The following is a 19,462-nucleotide window of genomic DNA, read 5'->3' as shown; positions in this document are numbered from 1 at the left end:
CGCCGGAGCGGCCGGTGACGGCGTGGGAGAGGGCCGCGGTGCGGGCGCGGGATCGTCGAAGCCCGGCGGCAGCAGCGATTCGGGCCGGCTTTGCGCTCCCGCGAAGCCTGCAAGGCCCGCCCCGCCGAGCGCGCCCGCGAGGCCGAGCGCCAGCACGCTCGCCGTCATCCCTGGCCGCCGCCTCACGCTCACTGCCCCGGCTCCGGCAGGGCGACCGGCTCGGCGATTGGGCGCAGCGGCTCCTCGCCCCCGTCGAACCAGGCGAGCGCGAGCAGCAGCACGATCCCGAAGGCGATCAGCACCATCATCAGCCGCCGCCGGGCGGGCGGCACGCGGGGGACAGGCTTATCGGCAAGGCCGGTGGGGGAGAGACGCTCGGGACGCGGGTTTGCCATATTGCGCGTGCCCTAGCCCATCTATAGGCCTTGCGGCAATGTCCGCCGCGCCCTCCTCCCCGCCCGCTTCCGCACCCGGCCGTGCGCTTGCCGAGGTCGCTGCGCGGATCGATCGGCCGGTGGTGCTGGTCGGGCTGATGGGGGTCGGCAAGTCGACCGTCGGGCGCAAGCTTGCCGGACTGCTCGGGCGCGATTTCGTCGACGCCGACGAGGCGATCGTCGAGGCGGCGCGGCGCTCGATCCCCGAGATCTTCGAGACCTTCGGCGAAGCCCACTTCCGCGACGGCGAGCGGCGCGTGATCGCCCGGCTGATCGAGGAGCGCCACGGCGTGATCGCAACCGGGGGCGGCGCCTTCGTCGATCCGGCGACCCGCGCGCTGGTCCTCGAGAAGGGCATCGCGGTGTGGATCGACTGCGCCATCGACACGCTGGTCGAACGCACCTCGCGCCGCGCCACGCGGCCGCTGCTGCGTGACGGCAACCCGCGCGAAATCCTCACCCGCCTCGCCGCCGAACGCGCGCCCTTCTATGCCGAGGCCCCCATCCACGTGACGAGCGACACCGGCCCCCATGCCGAAACCGCGCGCGCGATCATCAAGGCCATCGACGCATGGCTGTGATCGCGGTGGCGCTCGCAGGGCGGCCCTATCGGGTGGTGATCGAGGAAGGCGTGCTCGGCCGCCTGGCCGAGGCCGCCGCACCGTTCCTGTCAGGTTACGGTGCCGGCCGCCCGGTGCCCTTCGTCGCCGATACCAACACCCACCGGATCTTCGCCGCCGGGATCGACACGCAGCTCGCCGCGGCAGGTCTGGCCGCCGAATGGTTCGTGGTCGCGCCGGGCGAAGATGCGAAGTCCTGGGCCGTGCTCGAAAAATTGTGCGACTGGCTGCTGGCGCTCGGCGTCACCCGGAAGGACCATGTCTTTGCGCTCGGCGGCGGCGTCGTGGGCGATCTCGTTGGTTTCGCCTGCGCGGTGGTGAAGCGCGGCTGCGGCTTCGTCCAGTTGCCGACCACCCTGCTCGCGCAGGTCGACAGCTCGGTCGGCGGCAAGACCGCGATCAACACCGCGGCCGGCAAGAACCTGATCGGCGCCTTCCACCAGCCTGCCCAAGTGCTGATCGACCCGCTGGTGCTCGCCAGCCTGCCGGAGCGCGAGATGCGCGCGGGCTATGCCGAGGTGCTGAAATACGGCCTGCTCGGCGACGCAGCGTTCTTCGCTTGGCTCGAAGCCAGTGGAAACAAGGTTTTGGCGCGCGAACCTCAGGCGCTGGAACAGGCTATCGCGACCAGCGTCGCGATGAAGGCGCGGATCGTCGCCGAGGACGAGCGAGAGACCGAGGACCGCCGCGCCCTGCTCAATCTGGGCCACACCTTCGGCCATGCGCTGGAGGCCGAGACCGGCTTTTCGGACCGCCTCCTCCACGGCGAGGCGGTGGCTTTGGGGATGGTGCTGGCGGCACGCTATTCGGCGCGGCGGGGCGAGTTGGCGGTCGCCGATGCGGCGCGCGCGGCCACGGCGATCGCGGCGGCGGGGCTGCCGTCCGAGCTTCGGGGGCTCGGCCTTGCCTGCGACGGCGCAAGCCTTGTCGAGCATATGCGCCACGACAAGAAGGCCGAAGCCACGACGCTGCCCTTCCTGTTGCTGCGTGGCCTCGGTGAAGCCTACGTCGCGCGGGACGTCGATCTTGGTGATATCGCGGCGTTTCTTGATGCCGAGCTCGCCGCATGACAATCGCCATCGCGGACCTTGCCGACCCCGGCGTGCAGGCGCTGATCGCTTTCCACCAGCGCACCATGGTGGAAGGCTCGCCGCCGGGCCTCAGCTTCGCGCTCGATCTGTCCGGCCTTCAGGCGGACGGCGTCACGGTCTGGGCGGCCCATGTGGGAGATCGGGTCGCGGGCATCGGCGCGCTCAAGCAGCTCGACGAGATTTCCGGCGAAATCAAGTCAATGCGGACCGATCCTCAGTTCCTGAGACAAGGCATCGCGGCCCGCCTGCTCGAAACGATCATCGCCCATGCCCGCAGCATCGGCCTCATCCGCCTCAGTCTCGAGACCGGCACCGGGCCGGCCTTCGAACCCGCTCTCACGCTGTATCGGCGGCGGGGCTTCGCGAACGGCCCCGCCTTCGCCGACTACGTGCTCACCGACTTCAACCAGTGCCTGCATCTGGCACTGGACTGAAGCCTTTCGCGGATCAGACCGCCGGGCGGCTCGGCAGCTTGGCGACGTTGCCGCCGGCCTCGCCCTCGCGCGCGGCCTTCATCGCCGCTTCTTCCTCGAGCATCTTGTCATGCTCCGCGAACAGCCGCTCCAGCTCCGTGCGACGCTCGAGCAGCATATAGGCGATGCCGGGCGCCAGGCTCTCGCCCTCACCGATCTGACCGAGCAGCGCCGCCAGGTCGCTCACCGTCGCATCGCGTGCGGTCTTGAAGAAGTGCCCCTTGCGATCGAAGAACCCGGTTCCAGTGTGTGCCATGATCAAATCCTCCCACTGAGATTCAATCCTTGTGCGGGGAATTCCGCGACTCGGCAGGATGAGTGTCTCACAAGACGAGTTGTAGGACAGGGGCACGCGACATTTTGTGTCGGAAATCACTAATCTGACGCAGATTTGCAACGGAATCGGCAAGATCCTTGCCGAGACGCGCAGCATTCCGTCACTTTGACGCAAGCGCGCCGGGCCATGCACAAGTCGTCAACCCTTCTCCGCGCACCCGAGCCAAGCGATGCAGGCGGCAGATCACCGGCGATTCGGCCGCTTTGTGGGGGGTATAGCCGGGGTCGAGGCGGGGTTTAGGCAGGGGCAAGGTGGGGTCTGGCGGGGGTCTGACACAGGGCGAGAGACCGCCAAACCGTGCCTGCCGCCTCAATCGATGTTCACCAGCCTCAGACTGACCACTTGACGCACGGATCGCGCCCCGCGCTGATCACCTTCGACGGCCAGTCGGAAGGGACCGTCGGCCTCGCCGATCGCCGCACCGTTGCAGCGGTCGGCCAGCACCACCGGGGCCTTGCCGAGCAGCGGGTCCAGCTCGCCGAGGGTGAAGGCCACGCGGTAGCCGTCGCGGGCCTCGACCACAACCGCGGTGCGAAGCGCCGGGCCCTTGACCTCGCCCTTGGCGGGTGCGCCGAGCTTGGCCAGCACGTCGGCGAGAAGCGGTCCGGTGCAGACCTGCTGTTCTCCGTGGAAAGCGATCGTCACTTGCCGGGCGGGCAAGCCCTCCAGCATCGACGGCTCGACCGGCACCGCGACGTTGAGCGCGAGAGCTTCCAGCATTCTATTCGAGCTCCAGGATGACCGCGTCGACCGCAAGGCTCTCGCCCTCGGCGGCGTTGATCTTGGCGATCACGCCTTCCTTTTCGGCGCGCAGGATGTTCTCCATCTTCATCGCCTCGACCGTCGCCAGAGGCTGGCCGGGCTGCACCGTCTCCCCTTCCGCGACGTGGAGCTTCACCAGCATCCCCGGCATCGGGCAGATCAACAGGCGCGAGAGATCGGGCGGCACCTTCTCGAGCATCAGCGATTCGTGCCTTGCGAGCCTCAGCGGCAGCACCAGCGCGGTGTGCGCCGCGCCGCGGGTCGTCACCTTCCAGTGATTGCCCTGCCGCTCGACGATGAGGCCGAGCTTCAGGCCCTTGCCGTCAGTCGCCTCGGCCTGCGTCATGCCGGGGCGCCAGTCGCAGGTGCCCTCGACGCGCGCGCCGTTCACGACCGCATGGCCCTCGCCCAGCGTCACCTCGAAGCGCTCGTCGCCGAGCTTGACCAGCCACTCGCTCGTCGCCCGCTTGACGCCCTCGCGCCCGTCGTCGCCGTCGAGCTGGCCCGAGATGCGCCGCGCGCGGCTCTGGAGCGTGAACTCGTTGCCCGCGCAGACCGCCGCGAGCAGGCGCTTAACCTCCTCCGAGGTCGCCGCGCCGTGGAAGCCCTCGGGATATTCCTCGGCGATGAAGCCCGTCGTCAGCTCGCCCGAACGGAAGCGCGGGTGCTGCATGATCGCCGACAGGAAATCGACATTGTGGCCGAGGCCCTTGATGCGGAACTTGTCGAGCGCCTCGATCTGCAAGTCCGCCGCCGCGTCGCGCGTGGGCGCCCAGGTGATCAGCTTGGCGATCATCGGGTCGTAGAAACGCGAAACCTCGCCGCCTTCATAGACGCCGTCGTCCAGTCGGATGTAGCCTTCTTTGTCCCCGCCTCCGTTCGTGTCGAGCGAAGTCGAGACACCGCTCTCCTGCCTCTCGACTTCGCTCGAGGCGAACGGACCCTGGCGGAACTTCGCTGCCGGCGGCTGATAATGCACCAGCCGCCCGGTCGAGGGCAGGAAGCCGCGATAGGGGTCCTCGGCATAGACGCGGTTCTCGATCGCCCAGCCTTCGATCCCGATATCGTCCTGCGTCATGGCGAGCTTTTCGCCCGCCGCCACGCGGATCATCTGCTCGACGAGGTCGATGCCGGTGATCGCCTCGGTGACGGGGTGTTCGACCTGGAGCCGGGTGTTCATCTCGAGGAAGTAGAAGCTCTCCCCCGTCGGGTCCGCGCCGCTGACGATCAGTTCGACCGTCCCCGCAGAGTAATACCCCACCGCGCGCGCCAGAGCGACGCATTGCTCGCCCATGGCCTTGCGCATCTTGGGCGTGACGAAGGGCGACGGCGCCTCCTCGACCACCTTCTGGTGGCGGCGCTGGATCGAGCATTCGCGCTCGTTGAGGTAGAGGATGTTGCCGTGCTGGTCGCCGAGGATCTGGATCTCGATGTGGCGCGGGTTGAGGATGAACTTTTCAATGAACACGCGGTCATCGCCGAAGGAGTTGAGCCCCTCGCGCTTCACGCTTTCAAAGCCCTCGCGCACGTCGGCTTCGGAATAGGCGAGGCGCATCCCCTTGCCCCCGCCCCCGGCGCTGGCCTTCATCATCACCGGATAGCCGATCTCGTTGGAGATTCGCACCGCGTGTTCGGTATCCTCGATCTCGCCCACGAAGCCGGGGACGACATTGACGCCCGCTTCCTTGGCGAGCTTCTTGGATTCGATCTTGTCGCCCATCGCGGCAATCGCGCCCACCGGCGGGCCGATGAAGGCGATGCCTTCTTTCGCCAGAGCTTCGGCGAAGGAGGTGCGTTCCGACAGGAAGCCATAGCCCGGGTGCACGGCCTCAGCCCCCGTCTGCTTGCAGGCGGCGATGATCTTGTCGGCGACGAGGTAGGATTCCGCCGCCGGAGACGGCCCGATATGCACCGCCTCGTCGGCCATGGCGACGAAGGGCGCGCGGGCGTCGGCATCGGAATAGACCGCGACGGTCTTGATCCCCATCTTGCGGGCCGTGGTGATGACCCGGCAGGCGATCTCGCCGCGGTTGGCAATCAGGATTTTCGCAAACAAGGGTTGGGCCTCTCTCCAAGGGGCGTATCGTGCGGATGGCTATGCCGGGGGATGGCGCGGCAGGCAAGCTGGCGGATTTGGGGCGGGCATCGGGCGCTGTCTTTCGTCATTGCGAGCCAAGCGAAGCAATCCAGAGTGGTTCGGTGCAAGCTCGGGATTGCCGCGCCGCTTTGCAGCTCGCAATAACGGGCGCAATCAAGCTGTTCGCGCCTCGGCAAAGGCGATGAGGCTCTCCGCATAGGCGGGCGCGCCGCGGCGGTCGCCCTCGCCGCTGACGAGGGTCTGAACAGCCCTCCCCAGCATCGCGATATTGCCGGGGGAGAGCCTGCCGAGCGGCTCGACATAGATGCCGATGGTGAAGAGGATCGCGCCGGTTTGCGGCAAGCGGCGCAGGGTCTGGCGTTCGGAGCGCACGAACAGCGTCTCGCCGGCGTTGTCCGGAGTGACATGGGCAAAGGCCTCCTGCGGCGGCCGATCGGGGAGCCAGCGGCGCTCACCCGTTGCCGCGATGAACCAGTTGCAGCGGCCATAGATGGGGCCGGGGCGCAGGGTCGCCATGAAGCGGTCGACGCCGGTCGCGAGCTGCTCCGCGTAGCCCTGGATCGGCGCATGGAGAGCCCTCAGGGGAAGCCCGATCTTCGCCTTGGGGTGCCAGTCCGAGGGCCAGGCGACCGCGGCGCCGATCAGGCGGTAGACCTCCTCGCCTTCGACCCGCGTCAAGAGGCACAGGTCCTCGTGGGTGGCGAGCGCCGCTTGCGGGAGCCCGCCTTCGACGCCCAGCATCGCGGCAAGCTCCCTGCCCGGCGCGTCCGCTTCCGGGGCGAGCTGCACCGCCTCGGGCCAATCGGCAAACCCTGCCGCGCGCGCGGCGAGGTCGGGCGCAGGGGCGAGCCATTCGCACTCGGCGAGCCTGACCAGCCCCATCCTGAGCTGCCCTCCCCCCCGCGCCTTGGGGAGCAAGGTGTCGACCGAGAAGCCGAGGGTCATGTGTCTTTCGTCATTGCGAGCACAGCGAAGCAATCCAGTTCCGACGCTGGATTGCCGTGCGGCTTCGCCGCTCGCGATGACGAAGTTGCGGCCTTGCTCATCTCGTCCCGCCCCGCCGCTCGCACCTCAACACCAGCCCCATGTCCTCGAGGTAGTCGGCCTCGGTCGGCAACAAATATTGCAGCGCCTCGGGCAGAAGGCCGTGAAGCGCGGTCGCATGATGCAGCTCGCGGCGGCGGTCGGAGAAGCAGAAGGGCTGGGCCGCAGGCAACCCAGCGAGGAACCGCTCCATGCCGCTCTCGGTCGCCCCGCCCTCGTCGGCGAGGCTGAGGTAGAGCGGCGGGCGGGTGGCGGTGCCGAGCGCGCGGCGGCCCAGCGCCTCGAAGTCCCATTGCAGGCTGGGGCTGATTGCGGCGTAGCCGGTGAAGAGCTGCGGTGCCTCGGCCCAGGTCTCGATCACGAAATGCCCCGCCGCGCTCTCGCCGACGAGGAACGCTCGACCGTCGGTGCGATAACGCGCCTCGACCAGCGGCTTGACCGTACCCGCCAGCCACGCGCGGAAGGCGGCGCTCTCGCCCGCGCTGGGGTAGCGCTTGGCCTCGGCCGGGTCCTTCGTCGCAGGCAGGAGTTCGCGCTGGCGGTCCTTCGTTGCGATGCCGACAAGGATCGCGTCCGCGCTGCGGCCCCACAGCGCGTTCCAGCGCTGGAGGCCCGCGCCCATCATGAGGTCCTGCCGGATGTCGCCATCGAGCTGGTAGATGACCGGCCAGCGCCTAGCCGGGTCCTCGGCGTAGTCCGGCGGCAGGACGACACTGACCTCGCGCTCGGCGCCGAGCACCTCGAGCGTGACGGTCTCGCCGATGACGAGGGGTTGGGGTGCCGGCAGCGGCGCGCGCGCCATCGCGAGCGCGGCGGCAGCGATCATGCTGAACAGCATCAGCGCATGACCCGTTCGTGCAGAGCTTGTCGAAGCACCGTCCTTCTCCCTTTCGGTTTCAGACTGAAAGAAAGGCAGCCCTTCGACAAGCTCAGGGCGAATGGAAGGTTATGCCGGCACCGCGCTCTTGCACGCCCGCGCGGGTTCCTCGCCCTTGAGCGCGGTGAGCCCGAGCTTGGCGAACAGCGCGCCGTCCTTGTCGTCGCCCGCATTGGGCGCGGTGAGCAGCTTGTCGCCGGTGAAGATCGAATTGGCGCCCGCAAGGAAGCACAGGGCTTGCGTCGCCTCTGACATGGACTCGCGCCCTGCCGAAAGCCGCACCATCGAACGCGGCATGGTGATGCGGGCGACCGCGACCGTGCGGACGAACTCGATGTCGTCGATCTTGGCGAGCGGCGTGTCGGCGAGCATGTTGCCGAGCACCGTGCCCTTGACCGGCACCAGCGCGTTGACCGGCACGCTCTCGGGGTGCTGCGGCAGGGTGGCGAGCGTGTGGACGAAGCCCACCCGGTCCTCGCGCGTCTCCCCCATGCCGACGATACCGCCGCTGCACACGTTGATCCCGGCCTTGCGCACGTGATCCAGCGTGTCGAGCCGGCACTGGAAGTCGCGGGTGGAGATGACGCGCTCGTAATACTCGGGGCTGCTGTCGATATTGTGATTGTAGTAATCGAGCCCGGCCTCGGCCAGCATCTGAGCCTGATGCGGTTCGAGCATCCCGAGCGTCATGCAGGTCTCGAGACCCATCGCGCGAACACCCTTCACGATCTCCACGATCGCGGGCATGTCGCGGTCCTTGGGATTGCGCCACGCCGCGCCCATGCAGAACCGCTGACTCCCTGCATCCTTCGCCTGCGCCGCGCGCTGGAGCACGGCCTGCACGTCCATCAGCTTGGTGGCCTCGACGCCGGAGTCAGCATGAACCGATTGCGAGCAATAGCCGCAATCCTCAGGGCACCCGCCGGTCTTGATGCTGAGCAGGGTGCAGAGTTGGACTTCGGTCGCGGGGTGGTAGGCGCGATGGACTGAGGCGGCCTGAAACAGCAGCTCGGTGAAGGGCAGATCGAAGAGGGCCGCGATTTCGGGGCGGGTCCAGTCGGTGCGGATTTCAGTCATTTATGGTGCTTCCGATTATACGAATTCGAATTTCGCCTGATAGCGCGAGCTGCATCGGCCTACGTTCGGGGTCAGGCGAGATCCCGAAGAATTCCAGTGATGTGACTTTCAGGCGATGGCCGTTCGAATTCCGATCAAGCACGCTGATAATCGCGCCAATTGGCGGCAACGCAGGGAACTCCTGTGGTCCGATCAAGTCGTCTGGATAGCCTTCGTGAAGGACATGCGCGACAATCATTCAATGGCCTCCTTCGTCATTGCGACGAGCCGAAGGCGACGCGGCAATCCAGCGACTGCCGTCTCCTCGCAGCGCAACGTAAGAAGCTGGATTGCTTCGCTTCGCTCGCAATGACGAGGGAGTAGCGCCTACTCCGCGGCCTCGTCCAGCCCCTCGCCGAGCGGCGGCATGTTATGGCCCAACAGCACCAAAATATCCGCCGCGCATTCGACCACATTCGAGCCGGGGCCGTAGATGCCCTGCACCCCCGCCTCGCGCAGATAGTCATAGTCCTGCGGGGGGATGACGCCGCCGGCGGTGACCTTGATGTCGCCGCGCCCGGCTTCGCGCAGGAGGCGGATCAGTTCGGGGATCAGGGTCTTGTGACCCGCGGCGAGGGAGGAAGCGCCGACCACGTCGACGTCGTGTTCCAGCGCCATCGCCGCGCTCTCCTGCGGGGTCTGGAACAGCGGGCCGGAGATCACCTCGAAGCCCATGTCGCCAAAGGCGCTCGCAATCACGTTCGCGCCGCGGTCGTGGCCGTCCTGGCCCATCTTGGCGATCATGATGCGGGGTTTGCGGCCCAAGCGGCGGCCCACGGCTTCCACGCCATCGGTCACCTGCGCCCAGCGGCGGTCGAATTCGTAGGCGCTCTTGTAGACGCCCGTGACCGGTGCGGGGGTCGCATCGTGGCGGCCAAAAACCTCTTCCATCGCCGAGGAAATTTCGCCGAGGGTCGCATCATGGCGCGCGGCCTCGACCGCCAGCGCCAGCAGGTTCGCGCCCGACTTGCACCCTTCCGTCAGTGCGGCGAGCGCTGCGCGGCAGGCGGCCTCGTTGCGGCCCTCGCGCACCTTGGCGAGGCGGGCGATCTGGCCTGCGCGCACCTTCTGGTTGTCGACCTCGAGCGTGTCGAGCGCGTCTTCCTGTTCCTTGCGGTACTTGTTGACGCCGACGATCACCGTCTCGCCCTTGTCGACCTTGGTCTGCTTTTCCGCCGCCGCGCGCTCGATCGCGGCCTTGGGCGCGCCGGTGGCGACGAAGGCGGTCATGCCGCCCGCCGCGTCGACCTGCTCGATCAGCTTCCACGCCTCATCGACGAGGGTGGCGGTCAGCGCCTCGATATAGTGCGAGCCGCCGAGCGGATCGACGACGCTCGTGATGCCGCTTTCCTCCTGCAACACCAGCTGGGTGTTGCGGGCGATCCGGGCGCTGAAGTCCGTGGGCAGCGCAATGGCCTCGTCCAGCGCATTGGTGTGGAGCGACTGGGTGCCGCCCAGCACCGCCGCCATCGCCTCGACCGTGGTGCGGATGACGTTGTTGTAGGGGTCCTGCTCCTGAAGGCTGACGCCGCTCGTCTGGCAGTGGGTGCGCAGCATCTTGGAGCGCTCGTCCTTCGCCCCGAGGCCATCCATCACCCGCCACCACAAGGTGCGCGCGGCGCGCAGTTTGGCGATCTCCATGAAGAAGTTCATGCCGATGCCGAAGAAGAAGCTGAGGCGGCCCGCGAAAGCGTCGATATCGAGCCCTGCGGCCATGGCGCGGGTGGCATATTCCTTGCCGTCAGCGATGGTGAAGGCGAGCTCCTGCACCGCCGTCGCCCCGGCCTCGTGCATGTGGTAGCCGCTGATCGAAATGCTGTTGAACTTCGGCATGTTGGCCGAGGTGTATGCGATGATGTCCGAGATGATCCGCATCGAAGGTTCGGGCGGGTAGATATAGGTGTTGCGGACCATGAACTCCTTGAGAATGTCGTTTTGGATCGTGCCATCCAGCTTGTCCTGCGACACGCCCTGAAGCTCGGCGGCGACGATGAAGAAGGCCAGCACCGGGATCACCGCGCCGTTCATCGTCATCGAGACGGACATGGAATCGAGCGGGATCTGGTCGAACAGGATCTCCATGTCCGCGACCGTGTCGATCGCCACCCCCGCCTTGCCGACATCGCCGACGACGCGCGGGTGATCAGAGTCATAGCCGCGGTGGGTCGCAAGGTCGAAGGCGACCGACAGGCCCTTCTGCCCCATCGCGAGGTTGCGGCGGTAGAAGGCGTTGCTCTCCTCGGCGGTCGAGAAGCCCGCATATTGGCGGATGGTCCACGGACGGCCCGCATACATGCTCGCCTTCACCCCGCGCGTGAAGGGCGCGAAGCCGGGGAGGCCCGGATCGAAGCCTGCGTGATCCTCGGCCGTATAGAGCGGCTTGATCGCGAAGCCTTCGGGCGTGTGCCAGGTGAGGTCGCGGCCCTTCACTTCCTTGGCGGCGAGGGCGTTCCAGTCTTCGAGCGTGGGTTTGTCGGCCATTGTGTTACCATATCCGTTCGCCCTGAGCCTGTCGAAGGGCTGCCCTTCTTTTGCGGCGCAGGGCTGGAAGAGGAAGTGCAGGGCTTCGACAAGCTCAGCCCGAACGGGGATTGGGTTGGGAGAACTACTCCCCCTTGAATACCGCCTTGCGCTTCTGGTGGAAGGCCATGCCGCCCTCCATTGCGTCCTTGGTCGCGCCCGCGATCCGCTGGCCCTCGGCCTCGGCGAGCAGCACCATCTGGAGGTTCTGGTCGAGCGCGGTGGCGATGTTGCGCTTCATCGTCGCGTAGGCGACCGTCGGGCCGTTCGCGAGCTTCTCGGCGAGCGCGCGGGCCTCGGTCATGAGGTCGGCATCCTCGACGCAACTGTAGATGAGACCCCATTCCTCGGCCTGCTCGCCCGAAATCTTCTCGCCCAGCATCATCATCCGCGTCGCGCGGGCGCGGCCGATGGCGCGGGTGAGCAGCCAGGTCGAGCCGCCGTCGGGCACAAGGCCGATATTCACGAAGGCTTGCAAGAAGTACGCGCTCTTGGCGGCGATGGTGAAGTCCGCCGCCAGCGCGAGGCTGCAGCCGACGCCCGCCGCCGGGCCATTGACCGCGCAGATCACCGGCACGCTCGAGCGGATCAGCTGGCTGATCGCGGGGTTGTAGTGATTGATCAGCGCCTCGTGGCTCCCTCCCTTGCTGCCGAGCGCCGACCCGTCCCCGCGCGCCGCAAGGTCCGCGCCGGAACAGAAGCCCTTGCCCTCGCCGGTGATCAGCACCGCGCGCGCATCGCCGAGGTCGTAGAACGCCTGCCCCAGCTCGTCCGCCATCTTGGGCGGCATGGCGTTGAGACGCTCCGGGCGGTTGAGGGTGATGGTGAGCAGCGGGCCTTCGCGGTCAACGCGGATGGTTTCGTAGGACATTGTTTCAACCTCTCATTTTCCCCGCCCCGGCCCCCGAGCCGGGGCCCCGCTTCCTTCAACCTGGGTGAGATAAGGAGCGGGGCCCCGGATCAAGTCCGGGGCGGGGGTTTGTTCTCAGTTCGACCAGTGCGTGCCCTCTTTGGGAGTCTCCATGATCTCGGTAAGCATGCCGCCCATGTCCTTGGGATGGACGAAAAAGATAGGGGTGCCGTGTGCGCCGATGCGGGTGGGGCCGAGGATGCGCTTGCCCATCGCCTCGAACTCCGAGCGCGCCTCGGCGATGTCGGGCACCTCGAAGCACAGGTGATGCTGCCCGCCCAATGGGTTCTTGGCGAGGAAACCCGCGAGCGTGGAGTTTTCCCCCAGCGGCTCGATCAGTTCGATTTGCGTTCCGTTCATCGCTCCGTCCGCGCCGGGGGTGTCGACGAAGCAGACCTTCACGCCCTGGTCCGGCAGGTCGAAGGGTTCGGTGATCCGGCCCGCGCCCATAACGTCGCGGTAGAAGGCGATCGAGTCCGCGATGGAGGGCGTGGCGACCCCGATGTGGTTCAAGCGGCCGAGTTTCATTTCATTCCTCTCTCGCTCGTCATTGCGAGCCGCGAAGCGGCGCGGCAATCCAGAGCGGTTGCATCGCGCTCTGGATTGCCACGGCGACTGCGTCGCCTCGCAATGACGGCTCACTGGTCAATGTGCAATTTCCTCAAACAGATCGCGCCAAGTCGGGTTCTCCGCTTCAATCAATGCCAGCTTCGCCTTGCGGTTACCCGCCTTTATCTGCTTTTCCCGCATGATCGCGCTTTCCATCGTGCCGTGCTGTTCGAACCATACCAACAGCTTGCAGCCATATCGTTTGGTGAACCCTTCGATGACGCCTTCGCGATGCTGCCATGCCCGCTTCGGCAAGTCCGAGGTGACACCCACGTAAATCGTTCCGTTCCGCTTGCTGGCCATCATGTAGACGCAGGGCAGCTTCGTCATTGCGAGGCGACGCAGGCGCCGCGGCAATCCAGAGCGGTTTGCGTGACGCTCTGGATTGCTTCGCTACGCTCGCAATGACGAAACAGGGTCACCAATTCACCTCACAGCGGAATGTTGTCATGCTTCTTCCACGGGTTCTCCAACTGCTTCGTCCGCAGCTTGCGTAGCCCCAGCGCAATCCGTCGCCGGGTCGAGTGCGGGTGGATCACCTCGTCGATGTACCCGCGTGATGCCGCCACGAAGGGGTTGGCGAAGCGGTCTTCGTATTCCTTGGTCCGCTCGGCGATCTTGGCGGGGTCATCCTTTTCCTGACGGAAGATGATCTCCACCGCGCCCTTGGCGCCCATCACCGCGATTTCGGCGGTGGGCCAGGCGTAGTTGAGGTCGCCGCGCAGGTGCTTGGAGGCCATCACGTCATAGGCCCCGCCGTAAGCCTTGCGGGTGATGACGGTGATCTTGGGCACGGTCGCCTCGGCATAGGCGAAGAGCAGCTTCGCGCCGTGCTTGATGATCCCGCCCAGTTCCTGCGCGGTGCCGGGGAGGAAGCCGGGGACGTCGACGAAGGTGACGATCGGGATCTCGAAGGCATCGCAAAAGCGCACGAAGCGCGCGGCTTTCTTCGAGGAATTGATGTCGAGCACGCCCGCGAGCACCATCGGCTGGTTCGCCACCACGCCCACGGTGCGGCCCTCGACGCGGCCGAACCCGCAGATGATGTTGCCCGCGTGGGCCGGCTGGATCTCGAAGAAATCGCCCTCGTCCAGCACCTTGGTGATGACCTCGTGCATGTCATAGGGCTGGTTGGCATTGTCGGGGATCAGCGTGTCGAGGCTGTTCTCCAGCCGGTCCCACGGATCGCTGGTCGGGAGCGTCGGCCCTTCCTCGCGGTTGGACAAAGGCAGGAAGTCGAAGAAGCGGCGGGTCGCCAGCAGGGCCTCGACATCGTTCTCGTAAGCCAAGTCGGCTACGCTGGTCTTTGTGGTATGGGTGATCGCCCCGCCGAGTTCCTCCTGCGTCACGACCTCGTTGGTGACGGTCTTCACCACATCGGGGCCGGTCACGAACATGTAGCTTGAATCCTTCACCATGAAGATGAAGTCGGTCATGGCGGGCGAGTACACTGCCCCGCCCGCGCACGGCCCCATGATGAGGCTGATCTGCGGCACCACGCCGCTCGCCAGCACATTGCGCTGGAACACCTCGGCATAGCCACCCAGCGAGGCGACCCCCTCCTGAATGCGCGCCCCACCGGAGTCGTTGAGGCCGATCACCGGCGCGCCGACCTTCATCGCGGTGTCCATCACCTTGCAGATTTTCTCCGCATGGCGCTTGGAGAGCGAGCCGCCGAACACGGTGAAATCCTGGCTGAAGACATAGACCAGCCGCCCGTTGATGGTGCCGCTGCCCGTCACCACCCCGTCGCCCGGAATGCGCTGGGTTTCCATGCCGAAATCCATGCAGTCGTGCTCGACATAGGTGTCGATCTCTTCGAAGCTGCCTTCGTCGAGCAGCACGTCGAGGCGTTCGCGCGCGGTCAGCTTGCCCTTCGCGTGCTGGGCTTCGATGCGCTTGGCCCCGCCGCCCATCCGGGCAGCTTCGCGGCGGCGTTCCATTTCGGCGATGTTGGCGGACACGCAGGCTTCCTCTCTAGACCGGTCTCTTGCTGCGACGCGTTGCCTTAGCGTGCGCCAAGCGTCAACGTGGCAAAAGTGGCGGGACGGGCGAAGGGAGGCCGTGCGATGTATGTCTCTGACGTGCTGGTGATCGGCGGCGGGATCGCGGGGCTCTCGGTCGCGGCGCGCCTGTCCGCCGAGGCGATCGTGACGGTGCTCGAGGGCGAGAGCGCGCCCGGATACCACGCCTCGGGGCGCAGCGTGGCCTTTGCGCACTACGGCCTCGGCAACGAACCGGTGCGCAACCTGACCGCGCTCAGCATGGCCGAGCTGGCCGCGCATGGCAGCGTGCACCCCGCGCTCCACATCGCGGCGGAAGGCGAGATTGCGGCGCTCGATGGGCTGGAGGACATCCACCGGCAGTATGGCTGTGACTATACCCGCATCGGCCCCGATGAGGCGCGCGCGCTCATGCCAGCGTTGAAGCCCGAGGCCTGCGCCGCCGCGCTGGTCGATCACGGCTCGTTGAAGCTCGATACTCACGCGATGCTGCAGGCGCATGTGGCCACGATCCGCGCCAATCGCGGCGCGTTGCTACCCGGAGAGCGGGTGACGCTGATCGGACATGAACGCGGCCGCTGGGTCGCGGTGCGGGCCGATGGCACGCGGCACGGCGCGGCGGTGCTGGTCAACGCGGCGGGCGCCTGGGCCGACGAGGTCGCGCGCATGGCCGGAGTCACGCCGGTCGGGCTCGAGCCGCGCCGCCGCACCGTCATCAGCTTTGCCGCGCCCGAGGGCGAGGATGTCAGCCGCTGGCCCTTCACCAAGACCGCGGGCGAGGGCTTCTACCTGCTGCCCGAGGGGCGCTCGCAACTTCTGGCCTCAAGCATGGACCAAACCCCGTCCGCCCCTTGCGACGCCGCGCCGGAAGAACTCGACATCGCCATCGCCGCTGACCGGGTGGAGCAGGCCACCACCTTGCCGATCCGCCGGATCAGCCACAGCTGGGCGGGCCTCAGGAGCTTTGCGCCGGACGAATTGCCGGTGATCGGTGAGGCGGCAGGCGCGCCGGGCTTTTTCTGGTGCGCAGGCCAAGGCGGCGCGGGGTTCCAGACCGCGCCCGCGCTCTCGCGCATTGCCGCAGCGGCCGTGATGGGCCAGCCCTTCCCCGAGGATGCCGCGGCGGCGGGGCTGTCGTTGGAGGCCTTCAGCCCGGCGAGGCTTGGGGCCTAGCGCCAAACTTCGTCATTGCGAGCGCAGCGAAGCAATCCATGGACCGCCGCTCGAAATCGTGAGGATCGGCCATGGATTGCCGCGGCCTTCGGCCTCGCAATGACGAAGGAAGGCCTAGAACCGCCGCATCACTCGCCGTGCGAGGGCGGGCGAGAGCGAATAGACTGCCCGCAGCAGCTTCACCATGCCGATGTTGGCCTCGTCGCGGCCCTGTTCCAGCGCGGCGATGATCTGGCGGGCGCACTCCTGCGGAGGCATCTTGGACATGTCGCGGTCGGCGGTCATCTGGGTGTCGACCACCGGCGGCAGCGCCTCGATCACCTGGATCGGCTCGCCGGCCAGCTGCGCGCGCAGGGCCATGGTGTAGCTCCTGAGCCCCGCCTTGCTGGCGCAATAGACCGAGCTTGCGGTGTTGGGCGCGATCGCGAGGCCGCTCGTGACATTGATGATCGCCGCCTGCGGACGCGCGCGCAGACGCGGCAGCAGCGCGGTGATGAGGCGCACCGGAGCCGAGAGGTTGGCATAGAAGCACCCGTCCGCCGCGTCCGGATCGGGCAGATGATTGCGCACATCATGCGGCACGCCGAGGCCCGCGTTGTTGATCAGGATGTCGACCGGGCGATCTCCGAAAGCCGCGACCAGCGCATCGACCCCCGCGGCGTTGGAGAGATCGGCGGCAAGCACCTCGAACCCCTCGGCGCGCATCGCCTCCAGCCGCGCCGGATCGCGGCCCGTCAGGATCACGCTCGCACCCTTGGCCTTGAGCTGGCGCGCGATCTCACGCCCGATGCCTGCGCTGCCGCCGGTCAGCAGCGCCGTCTTGCCGTTCACGTCCATCAGGGTTTCACCACTCCGTGCCGGATAAGGCTCTCGCCGCAGTCGGCGATCGTGTCCTCGACGGGGCGCATCGTCCAGCCGAGCCGCTCCTTGGCATGGCTCGCATCGACATGGCGCACCTTGCCGATCTCGGTCCTGATCCCGCGCACCTCGGCGTTGAACAGGGCGAGGATGTTGACCAGCCAATCGGGCATCGGCCGGGTCGGGGCCTTCCTCGCCTTCGCCCCAAGCCGCGCGCGCAGCACGCCCGCGACCTCGAGCGCGGAAAGGAAGGGGCCTGCCCCGAGGAACCGCTCGCCCGCGATCCCCGGAGTCTCCAGCGCCAGCACGTGGAGCGCGGCGATATCGCGCACGTCGACGATCGGGAAGCCGAGGTTGGGCGCCATCGGCATCGCCCCCGAAAGGAGCTGCTGGACCAGCTCGACCGAGGCGGAAAAATCGCCGCTGTCGACCGGCCCGAGCACCATGCCCGGGTTGACCGAGACGAACTCCATCCCCTCCCCTTCGGCCGCCACCCAGTCGCGCGCGGCGCGTTCGGCGATGGTCTTGGACTTAACGTAAGGGTAAGCGTCCGGGTGGTCGATGTTCGTCCACCGGCTTTCGGCGAAGGTGTATTCCCCGCGGTCCACGCCGTAGACCACGGCGGCGGTGGAGGAGGTCTGGACGAAGCGGGTGACGCCTGCGGCCTTGGCGAAGCGGAGCGCGCGCAAAGTGCCCTCCCTCGCCGGGACGATCAGGTCGTCCTCGTGCCGGGGCGCCTGTGCCGGGATCGGCGAGGCGACGTGGGCGACATGGGTGCAGCCGGTGGTCGCCTCGGCCCAGCCCTTATCCGACATCAATTCGGCCTCGAAGAGCCTGAATTGCGCTGGCGGGGGATTGCCGAGACGGGCGCGCAAGCCCGCTTCGCTCGTGGCGCGATTGCGAACCGTGCCGTGCACCGTCCAGCCCTTGGCGAGCAATTGCCGGATCAACTCCCCGGCGATGTAGCCGGTCGCCCCCGTCACCAGAACCGTGCCTGCCATGCGACCTCCCGTTGCCGTAACGTCACCAGCCTAGCAGATCGGTTTCACCAAGCAACCTATTTGAAGAGCACCAGCTCCTCGGCCATGGTCGGGTGGATCGCGACCGTCGCGTCGAAATCGGCCTTGGTCAGGCCCGCCTTCACGGCAATGGCGGCGGCCTGCATGATCTCGGGCGAATCCGGCCCGATCATGTGGATGCCGACGATCCGATCGTTCGCCGCGTCGACGATCATCTTGTAGAGGCTGCGCTCGTTGCGCCCGGCGACGACGTTCTTCATCGGCCGGAAATCGGCCTGGTAGACCTTGACGTTGCCGAGGGTGTTGCGCGCCTGCCCTTCCGTCATGCCGACCGCGGCGATGGGCGGGTGGCTGAACACCGCGCTGGGCACGCAGGAATGATCGACCGCATAAGGCTCGCCGGGGCCGAACAGGCTGTCGGCGAAGGCCTGCCCCTCGCGGATCGCGACGGGGGTGAGTTGCACCCGGTCGGTCACGTCGCCGACGGCATAGATGTGGTCGATTGTGGTCTTGCTGAACCTGTCGACGACGATCTCGCCGCGCTTGCCCAGTTCGACCCCGACCGTCTCCAGCCCCAGCCCCTCGGTGTTGGGCACGCGGCCGGTCGCGACCATCACGGCATCGTATTCGGCCGGGTCCTGCCCGGTGAGCTTGACGAGCAGCGTGCCGTCCACCTGCTTCTCCACGCTCTCGAACTCGGCGTGGAACAGGAAGCTGATACCCTTCACCATCGAAATCTGGAGCAGCCGGTCGCGCACGCTCGCGTCATAGCCGCGCAGGATCGTGTCGGATCGGTTGGCTATCGTGACCTTGCAGCCGAATTCGTTGAAGATGCCCGCGAATTCATTGGCGATGTAGCCGCCGCCTGCGATCAGGATGCGGCGCGGCAGGGTTTCGAGGTGGAAGGCCTCGTTCGAGGTGATGACGTGCTCGTTGCCGGGGAAGTCCGGCACGTGCGGCCGCGCCCCGGTGGCGATCAGGATGGTCTTCGCGGTGACGACCTTGCCGCCCGCCAGCGTGATCTCGTGCGGCCCGGTGATCGCCGCGCGTTCGGGGAAGATGGCGACATCGTGGCTGCCGAGCGTCTGGCCGTAGAGCCCTTCCAGCCGGGTCACGTCCTTCTGCACATGATCGCGCAGCGCCGCCCAGTCGAAGCGCTTGCCCTCGATGGTCCAGCCGAAGCTCCTGGCGTCCTCGAGATCCTCGGCGAAGTGCGCGCCGTAGACGAGCATCTTCTTGGGCACGCAGCCGCGGATCACGCAGGTGCCGCCGACGCGGTATTCCTCCGCGACCGCAACGCGCGCGCCGTGGGCCGCAGCGACGCGGCTGGCGCGCACCCCGCCCGAGCCTGCGCCGATGGTGAAAAGGTCGTAGTCGTATTCGTCAGCCATCGCGCCGCTCCCGTCCATGCGGGCACGCATATGGCCCCGCCGCGCGGGGGCGGCAACCATGTGCGGGCGAAATGGCTGATTTCCGACAATCGAAGGGCGGGAGTTTGCCGCTCCCGCCCTTCGTTAT

Annotated in this window: 20 protein-coding genes; 4 read left to right on the top strand and 16 right to left on the bottom strand. The window is 67.2% G+C overall.

Features of this window, described 5'->3' with window-relative positions; translation table 11 throughout:
- Window positions 1-188 precede the first annotated feature (188 nt).
- Window positions 189-395, bottom strand: a complete 207-nt coding sequence (locus OPU67_RS13175) for a hypothetical protein (RefSeq protein WP_267620334.1) — start codon at window positions 393-395, stop codon at window positions 189-191.
- Window positions 396-433: 38 nt separating this feature from the next.
- On the opposite strand from OPU67_RS13175, the gene OPU67_RS13170 reads away from it, so the two are divergent.
- The 3 genes from OPU67_RS13170 to OPU67_RS13160 are packed head-to-tail and all read left to right on the top strand — an operon-like array spanning window position 434 to window position 2,579.
- Window positions 434-1,015 (top strand): shikimate kinase, encoded by a 582-nt coding sequence (locus OPU67_RS13170; protein WP_267620332.1) that lies wholly within the window; start codon window positions 434-436, stop codon window positions 1,013-1,015.
- The gene (aroB, locus tag OPU67_RS13165; RefSeq protein ID WP_267620330.1) at window positions 1,006-2,124 is read left to right on the top strand and encodes a 3-dehydroquinate synthase; all 1,119 of its coding nucleotides are present in this window, start codon (window positions 1,006-1,008) and stop codon (window positions 2,122-2,124) included. Before OPU67_RS13170 ends, aroB begins: the two co-directional genes overlap by 10 nt.
- Window positions 2,121-2,579: a GNAT family N-acetyltransferase gene (locus tag OPU67_RS13160; protein ID WP_267620328.1), complete on the top strand. Its 459-nt coding sequence runs from the start codon at window positions 2,121-2,123 to the stop codon at window positions 2,577-2,579. The genes aroB and OPU67_RS13160 overlap by 4 nt, the downstream gene beginning before the upstream one ends.
- A 13-nt stretch (window positions 2,580-2,592) precedes the next feature.
- Here the strand turns inward: OPU67_RS13160 and OPU67_RS13155 are convergent, their stop codons facing one another.
- The 12 genes from OPU67_RS13155 to OPU67_RS13100 all read right to left on the bottom strand — a co-directional run bounded on the left by OPU67_RS13155 (window position 2,593) and on the right by OPU67_RS13100 (window position 14,855).
- Window positions 2,593-2,874, bottom strand: coding sequence for a hypothetical protein (locus tag OPU67_RS13155; RefSeq protein ID WP_267620325.1), 282 nt, complete (start codon window positions 2,872-2,874; stop codon window positions 2,593-2,595).
- 390 nt (window positions 2,875-3,264) lie between these two features.
- Window positions 3,265-3,675: a hypothetical protein gene (locus tag OPU67_RS13150; RefSeq protein WP_267620323.1), complete on the bottom strand. Its 411-nt coding sequence runs from the start codon at window positions 3,673-3,675 to the stop codon at window positions 3,265-3,267.
- A 1-nt stretch (window position 3,676) separates the two neighbouring features.
- On the bottom strand, window positions 3,677-5,773 hold the full coding sequence (locus OPU67_RS13145; RefSeq protein ID WP_267620321.1) for an acetyl-CoA carboxylase biotin carboxylase subunit: 2,097 nt from the start codon (window positions 5,771-5,773) through the stop codon (window positions 3,677-3,679).
- Window positions 5,774-5,968: 195 nt separating this feature from the next.
- Window positions 5,969-6,760: a heme-dependent oxidative N-demethylase family protein gene (locus tag OPU67_RS13140; protein ID WP_267620319.1), complete on the bottom strand. Its 792-nt coding sequence runs from the start codon at window positions 6,758-6,760 to the stop codon at window positions 5,969-5,971.
- 97 nt (window positions 6,761-6,857) lie between these two features.
- Window positions 6,858-7,697: an alpha/beta hydrolase gene (locus OPU67_RS13135; protein ID WP_267620317.1), complete on the bottom strand. Its 840-nt coding sequence runs from the start codon at window positions 7,695-7,697 to the stop codon at window positions 6,858-6,860.
- A gap of 108 nt (window positions 7,698-7,805) precedes the next feature.
- Complete coding sequence (gene bioB, locus OPU67_RS13130) at window positions 7,806-8,813, bottom strand: biotin synthase BioB (protein WP_267620315.1); 1,008 nt, start codon at window positions 8,811-8,813, stop codon at window positions 7,806-7,808.
- Window positions 8,806-9,051: a hypothetical protein gene (locus OPU67_RS13125; RefSeq protein WP_267620313.1), complete on the bottom strand. Its 246-nt coding sequence runs from the start codon at window positions 9,049-9,051 to the stop codon at window positions 8,806-8,808. Before OPU67_RS13125 ends, bioB begins: the two co-directional genes overlap by 8 nt.
- A gap of 128 nt (window positions 9,052-9,179) precedes the next feature.
- Window positions 9,180-11,333: a methylmalonyl-CoA mutase gene (gene scpA, locus OPU67_RS13120; RefSeq protein ID WP_267620311.1), complete on the bottom strand. Its 2,154-nt coding sequence runs from the start codon at window positions 11,331-11,333 to the stop codon at window positions 9,180-9,182.
- 124 nt (window positions 11,334-11,457) lie between these two features.
- Window positions 11,458-12,243 (bottom strand): enoyl-CoA hydratase-related protein, encoded by a 786-nt coding sequence (locus OPU67_RS13115; RefSeq protein ID WP_267620309.1) that lies wholly within the window; start codon window positions 12,241-12,243, stop codon window positions 11,458-11,460.
- Between the two features lie 114 nt (window positions 12,244-12,357).
- On the bottom strand, window positions 12,358-12,810 hold the full coding sequence (gene mce, locus OPU67_RS13110) for a methylmalonyl-CoA epimerase (protein ID WP_267620307.1): 453 nt from the start codon (window positions 12,808-12,810) through the stop codon (window positions 12,358-12,360).
- A 117-nt stretch (window positions 12,811-12,927) separates the two neighbouring features.
- On the bottom strand, window positions 12,928-13,221 hold the full coding sequence (locus OPU67_RS13105) for a GIY-YIG nuclease family protein (protein WP_267620305.1): 294 nt from the start codon (window positions 13,219-13,221) through the stop codon (window positions 12,928-12,930).
- 101 nt (window positions 13,222-13,322) lie between these two features.
- A complete protein-coding gene (locus tag OPU67_RS13100; protein WP_267620302.1) occupies window positions 13,323-14,855 on the bottom strand; it encodes an acyl-CoA carboxylase subunit beta in 1,533 nt (510 codons plus the stop codon).
- Window positions 14,856-14,960: 105 nt separating this feature from the next.
- Between OPU67_RS13100 and OPU67_RS13095 the strand changes: the two genes are divergently transcribed.
- Window positions 14,961-16,067 (top strand): NAD(P)/FAD-dependent oxidoreductase, encoded by a 1,107-nt coding sequence (locus OPU67_RS13095; protein ID WP_267620299.1) that lies wholly within the window; start codon window positions 14,961-14,963, stop codon window positions 16,065-16,067.
- A 114-nt stretch (window positions 16,068-16,181) separates the two neighbouring features.
- Here the strand turns inward: OPU67_RS13095 and OPU67_RS13090 are convergent, their stop codons facing one another.
- Genes OPU67_RS13090 through gorA form a run of 3 tightly spaced genes read right to left on the bottom strand, consistent with a single transcriptional unit; the run spans window position 16,182 to window position 19,335 of the window.
- A complete protein-coding gene (locus OPU67_RS13090; RefSeq protein WP_267620297.1) occupies window positions 16,182-16,904 on the bottom strand; it encodes an SDR family oxidoreductase in 723 nt (240 codons plus the stop codon).
- Window positions 16,904-17,926 carry an NAD-dependent epimerase/dehydratase family protein gene (locus OPU67_RS13085; RefSeq protein WP_267620295.1) on the bottom strand — a complete coding sequence of 341 codons (1,023 nt, stop codon included), beginning with the start codon at window positions 17,924-17,926 and terminating at the stop codon, window positions 16,904-16,906. The genes OPU67_RS13090 and OPU67_RS13085 overlap by 1 nt, the downstream gene beginning before the upstream one ends.
- Before the next feature lie 56 nt (window positions 17,927-17,982).
- Entirely contained in the window at window positions 17,983-19,335 is a 1,353-nt protein-coding gene (gene gorA / locus OPU67_RS13080; protein WP_267620338.1) for a glutathione-disulfide reductase, read from the bottom strand.
- Window positions 19,336-19,462 lie beyond the last annotated feature (127 nt).

The sequence above is a fragment of the Erythrobacter sp. WG genome (assembly GCF_026586795.1).
Classification (GTDB): domain Bacteria; phylum Pseudomonadota; class Alphaproteobacteria; order Sphingomonadales; family Sphingomonadaceae; genus Erythrobacter.
This window is presented reverse-complemented; position numbering and strand designations above follow the sequence as displayed.

Coding starts and splice junctions, on each gene's coding strand:
- OPU67_RS13175 (WP_267620334.1), bottom strand. CDS start 395: ATGGCAAACCCGCGTCCCGAGCGTCTCTCCCCCACCGGCCTTGCCGAT.
- OPU67_RS13170 (WP_267620332.1), top strand. CDS start 434: ATGTCCGCCGCGCCCTCCTCCCCGCCCGCTTCCGCACCCGGCCGTGCG.
- aroB (WP_267620330.1), top strand. CDS start 1,006: ATGGCTGTGATCGCGGTGGCGCTCGCAGGGCGGCCCTATCGGGTGGTG.
- OPU67_RS13160 (WP_267620328.1), top strand. CDS start 2,121: ATGACAATCGCCATCGCGGACCTTGCCGACCCCGGCGTGCAGGCGCTG.
- OPU67_RS13155 (WP_267620325.1), bottom strand. CDS start 2,874: ATGGCACACACTGGAACCGGGTTCTTCGATCGCAAGGGGCACTTCTTC.
- OPU67_RS13150 (WP_267620323.1), bottom strand. CDS start 3,675: ATGCTGGAAGCTCTCGCGCTCAACGTCGCGGTGCCGGTCGAGCCGTCG.
- OPU67_RS13140 (WP_267620319.1), bottom strand. CDS start 6,760: ATGACCCTCGGCTTCTCGGTCGACACCTTGCTCCCCAAGGCGCGGGGG.
- OPU67_RS13135 (WP_267620317.1), bottom strand. CDS start 7,697: ATGCTGTTCAGCATGATCGCTGCCGCCGCGCTCGCGATGGCGCGCGCG.
- bioB (WP_267620315.1), bottom strand. CDS start 8,813: ATGACTGAAATCCGCACCGACTGGACCCGCCCCGAAATCGCGGCCCTC.
- OPU67_RS13125 (WP_267620313.1), bottom strand. CDS start 9,051: ATGATTGTCGCGCATGTCCTTCACGAAGGCTATCCAGACGACTTGATC.
- scpA (WP_267620311.1), bottom strand. CDS start 11,333: ATGGCCGACAAACCCACGCTCGAAGACTGGAACGCCCTCGCCGCCAAG.
- OPU67_RS13115 (WP_267620309.1), bottom strand. CDS start 12,243: ATGTCCTACGAAACCATCCGCGTTGACCGCGAAGGCCCGCTGCTCACC.
- mce (WP_267620307.1), bottom strand. CDS start 12,810: ATGAAACTCGGCCGCTTGAACCACATCGGGGTCGCCACGCCCTCCATC.
- OPU67_RS13105 (WP_267620305.1), bottom strand. CDS start 13,221: ATGACGAAGCTGCCCTGCGTCTACATGATGGCCAGCAAGCGGAACGGA.
- OPU67_RS13095 (WP_267620299.1), top strand. CDS start 14,961: ATGTATGTCTCTGACGTGCTGGTGATCGGCGGCGGGATCGCGGGGCTC.
- OPU67_RS13090 (WP_267620297.1), bottom strand. CDS start 16,904: ATGGACGTGAACGGCAAGACGGCGCTGCTGACCGGCGGCAGCGCAGGC.
- OPU67_RS13085 (WP_267620295.1), bottom strand. CDS start 17,926: ATGGCAGGCACGGTTCTGGTGACGGGGGCGACCGGCTACATCGCCGGG.
- gorA (WP_267620338.1), bottom strand. CDS start 19,335: ATGGCTGACGAATACGACTACGACCTTTTCACCATCGGCGCAGGCTCG.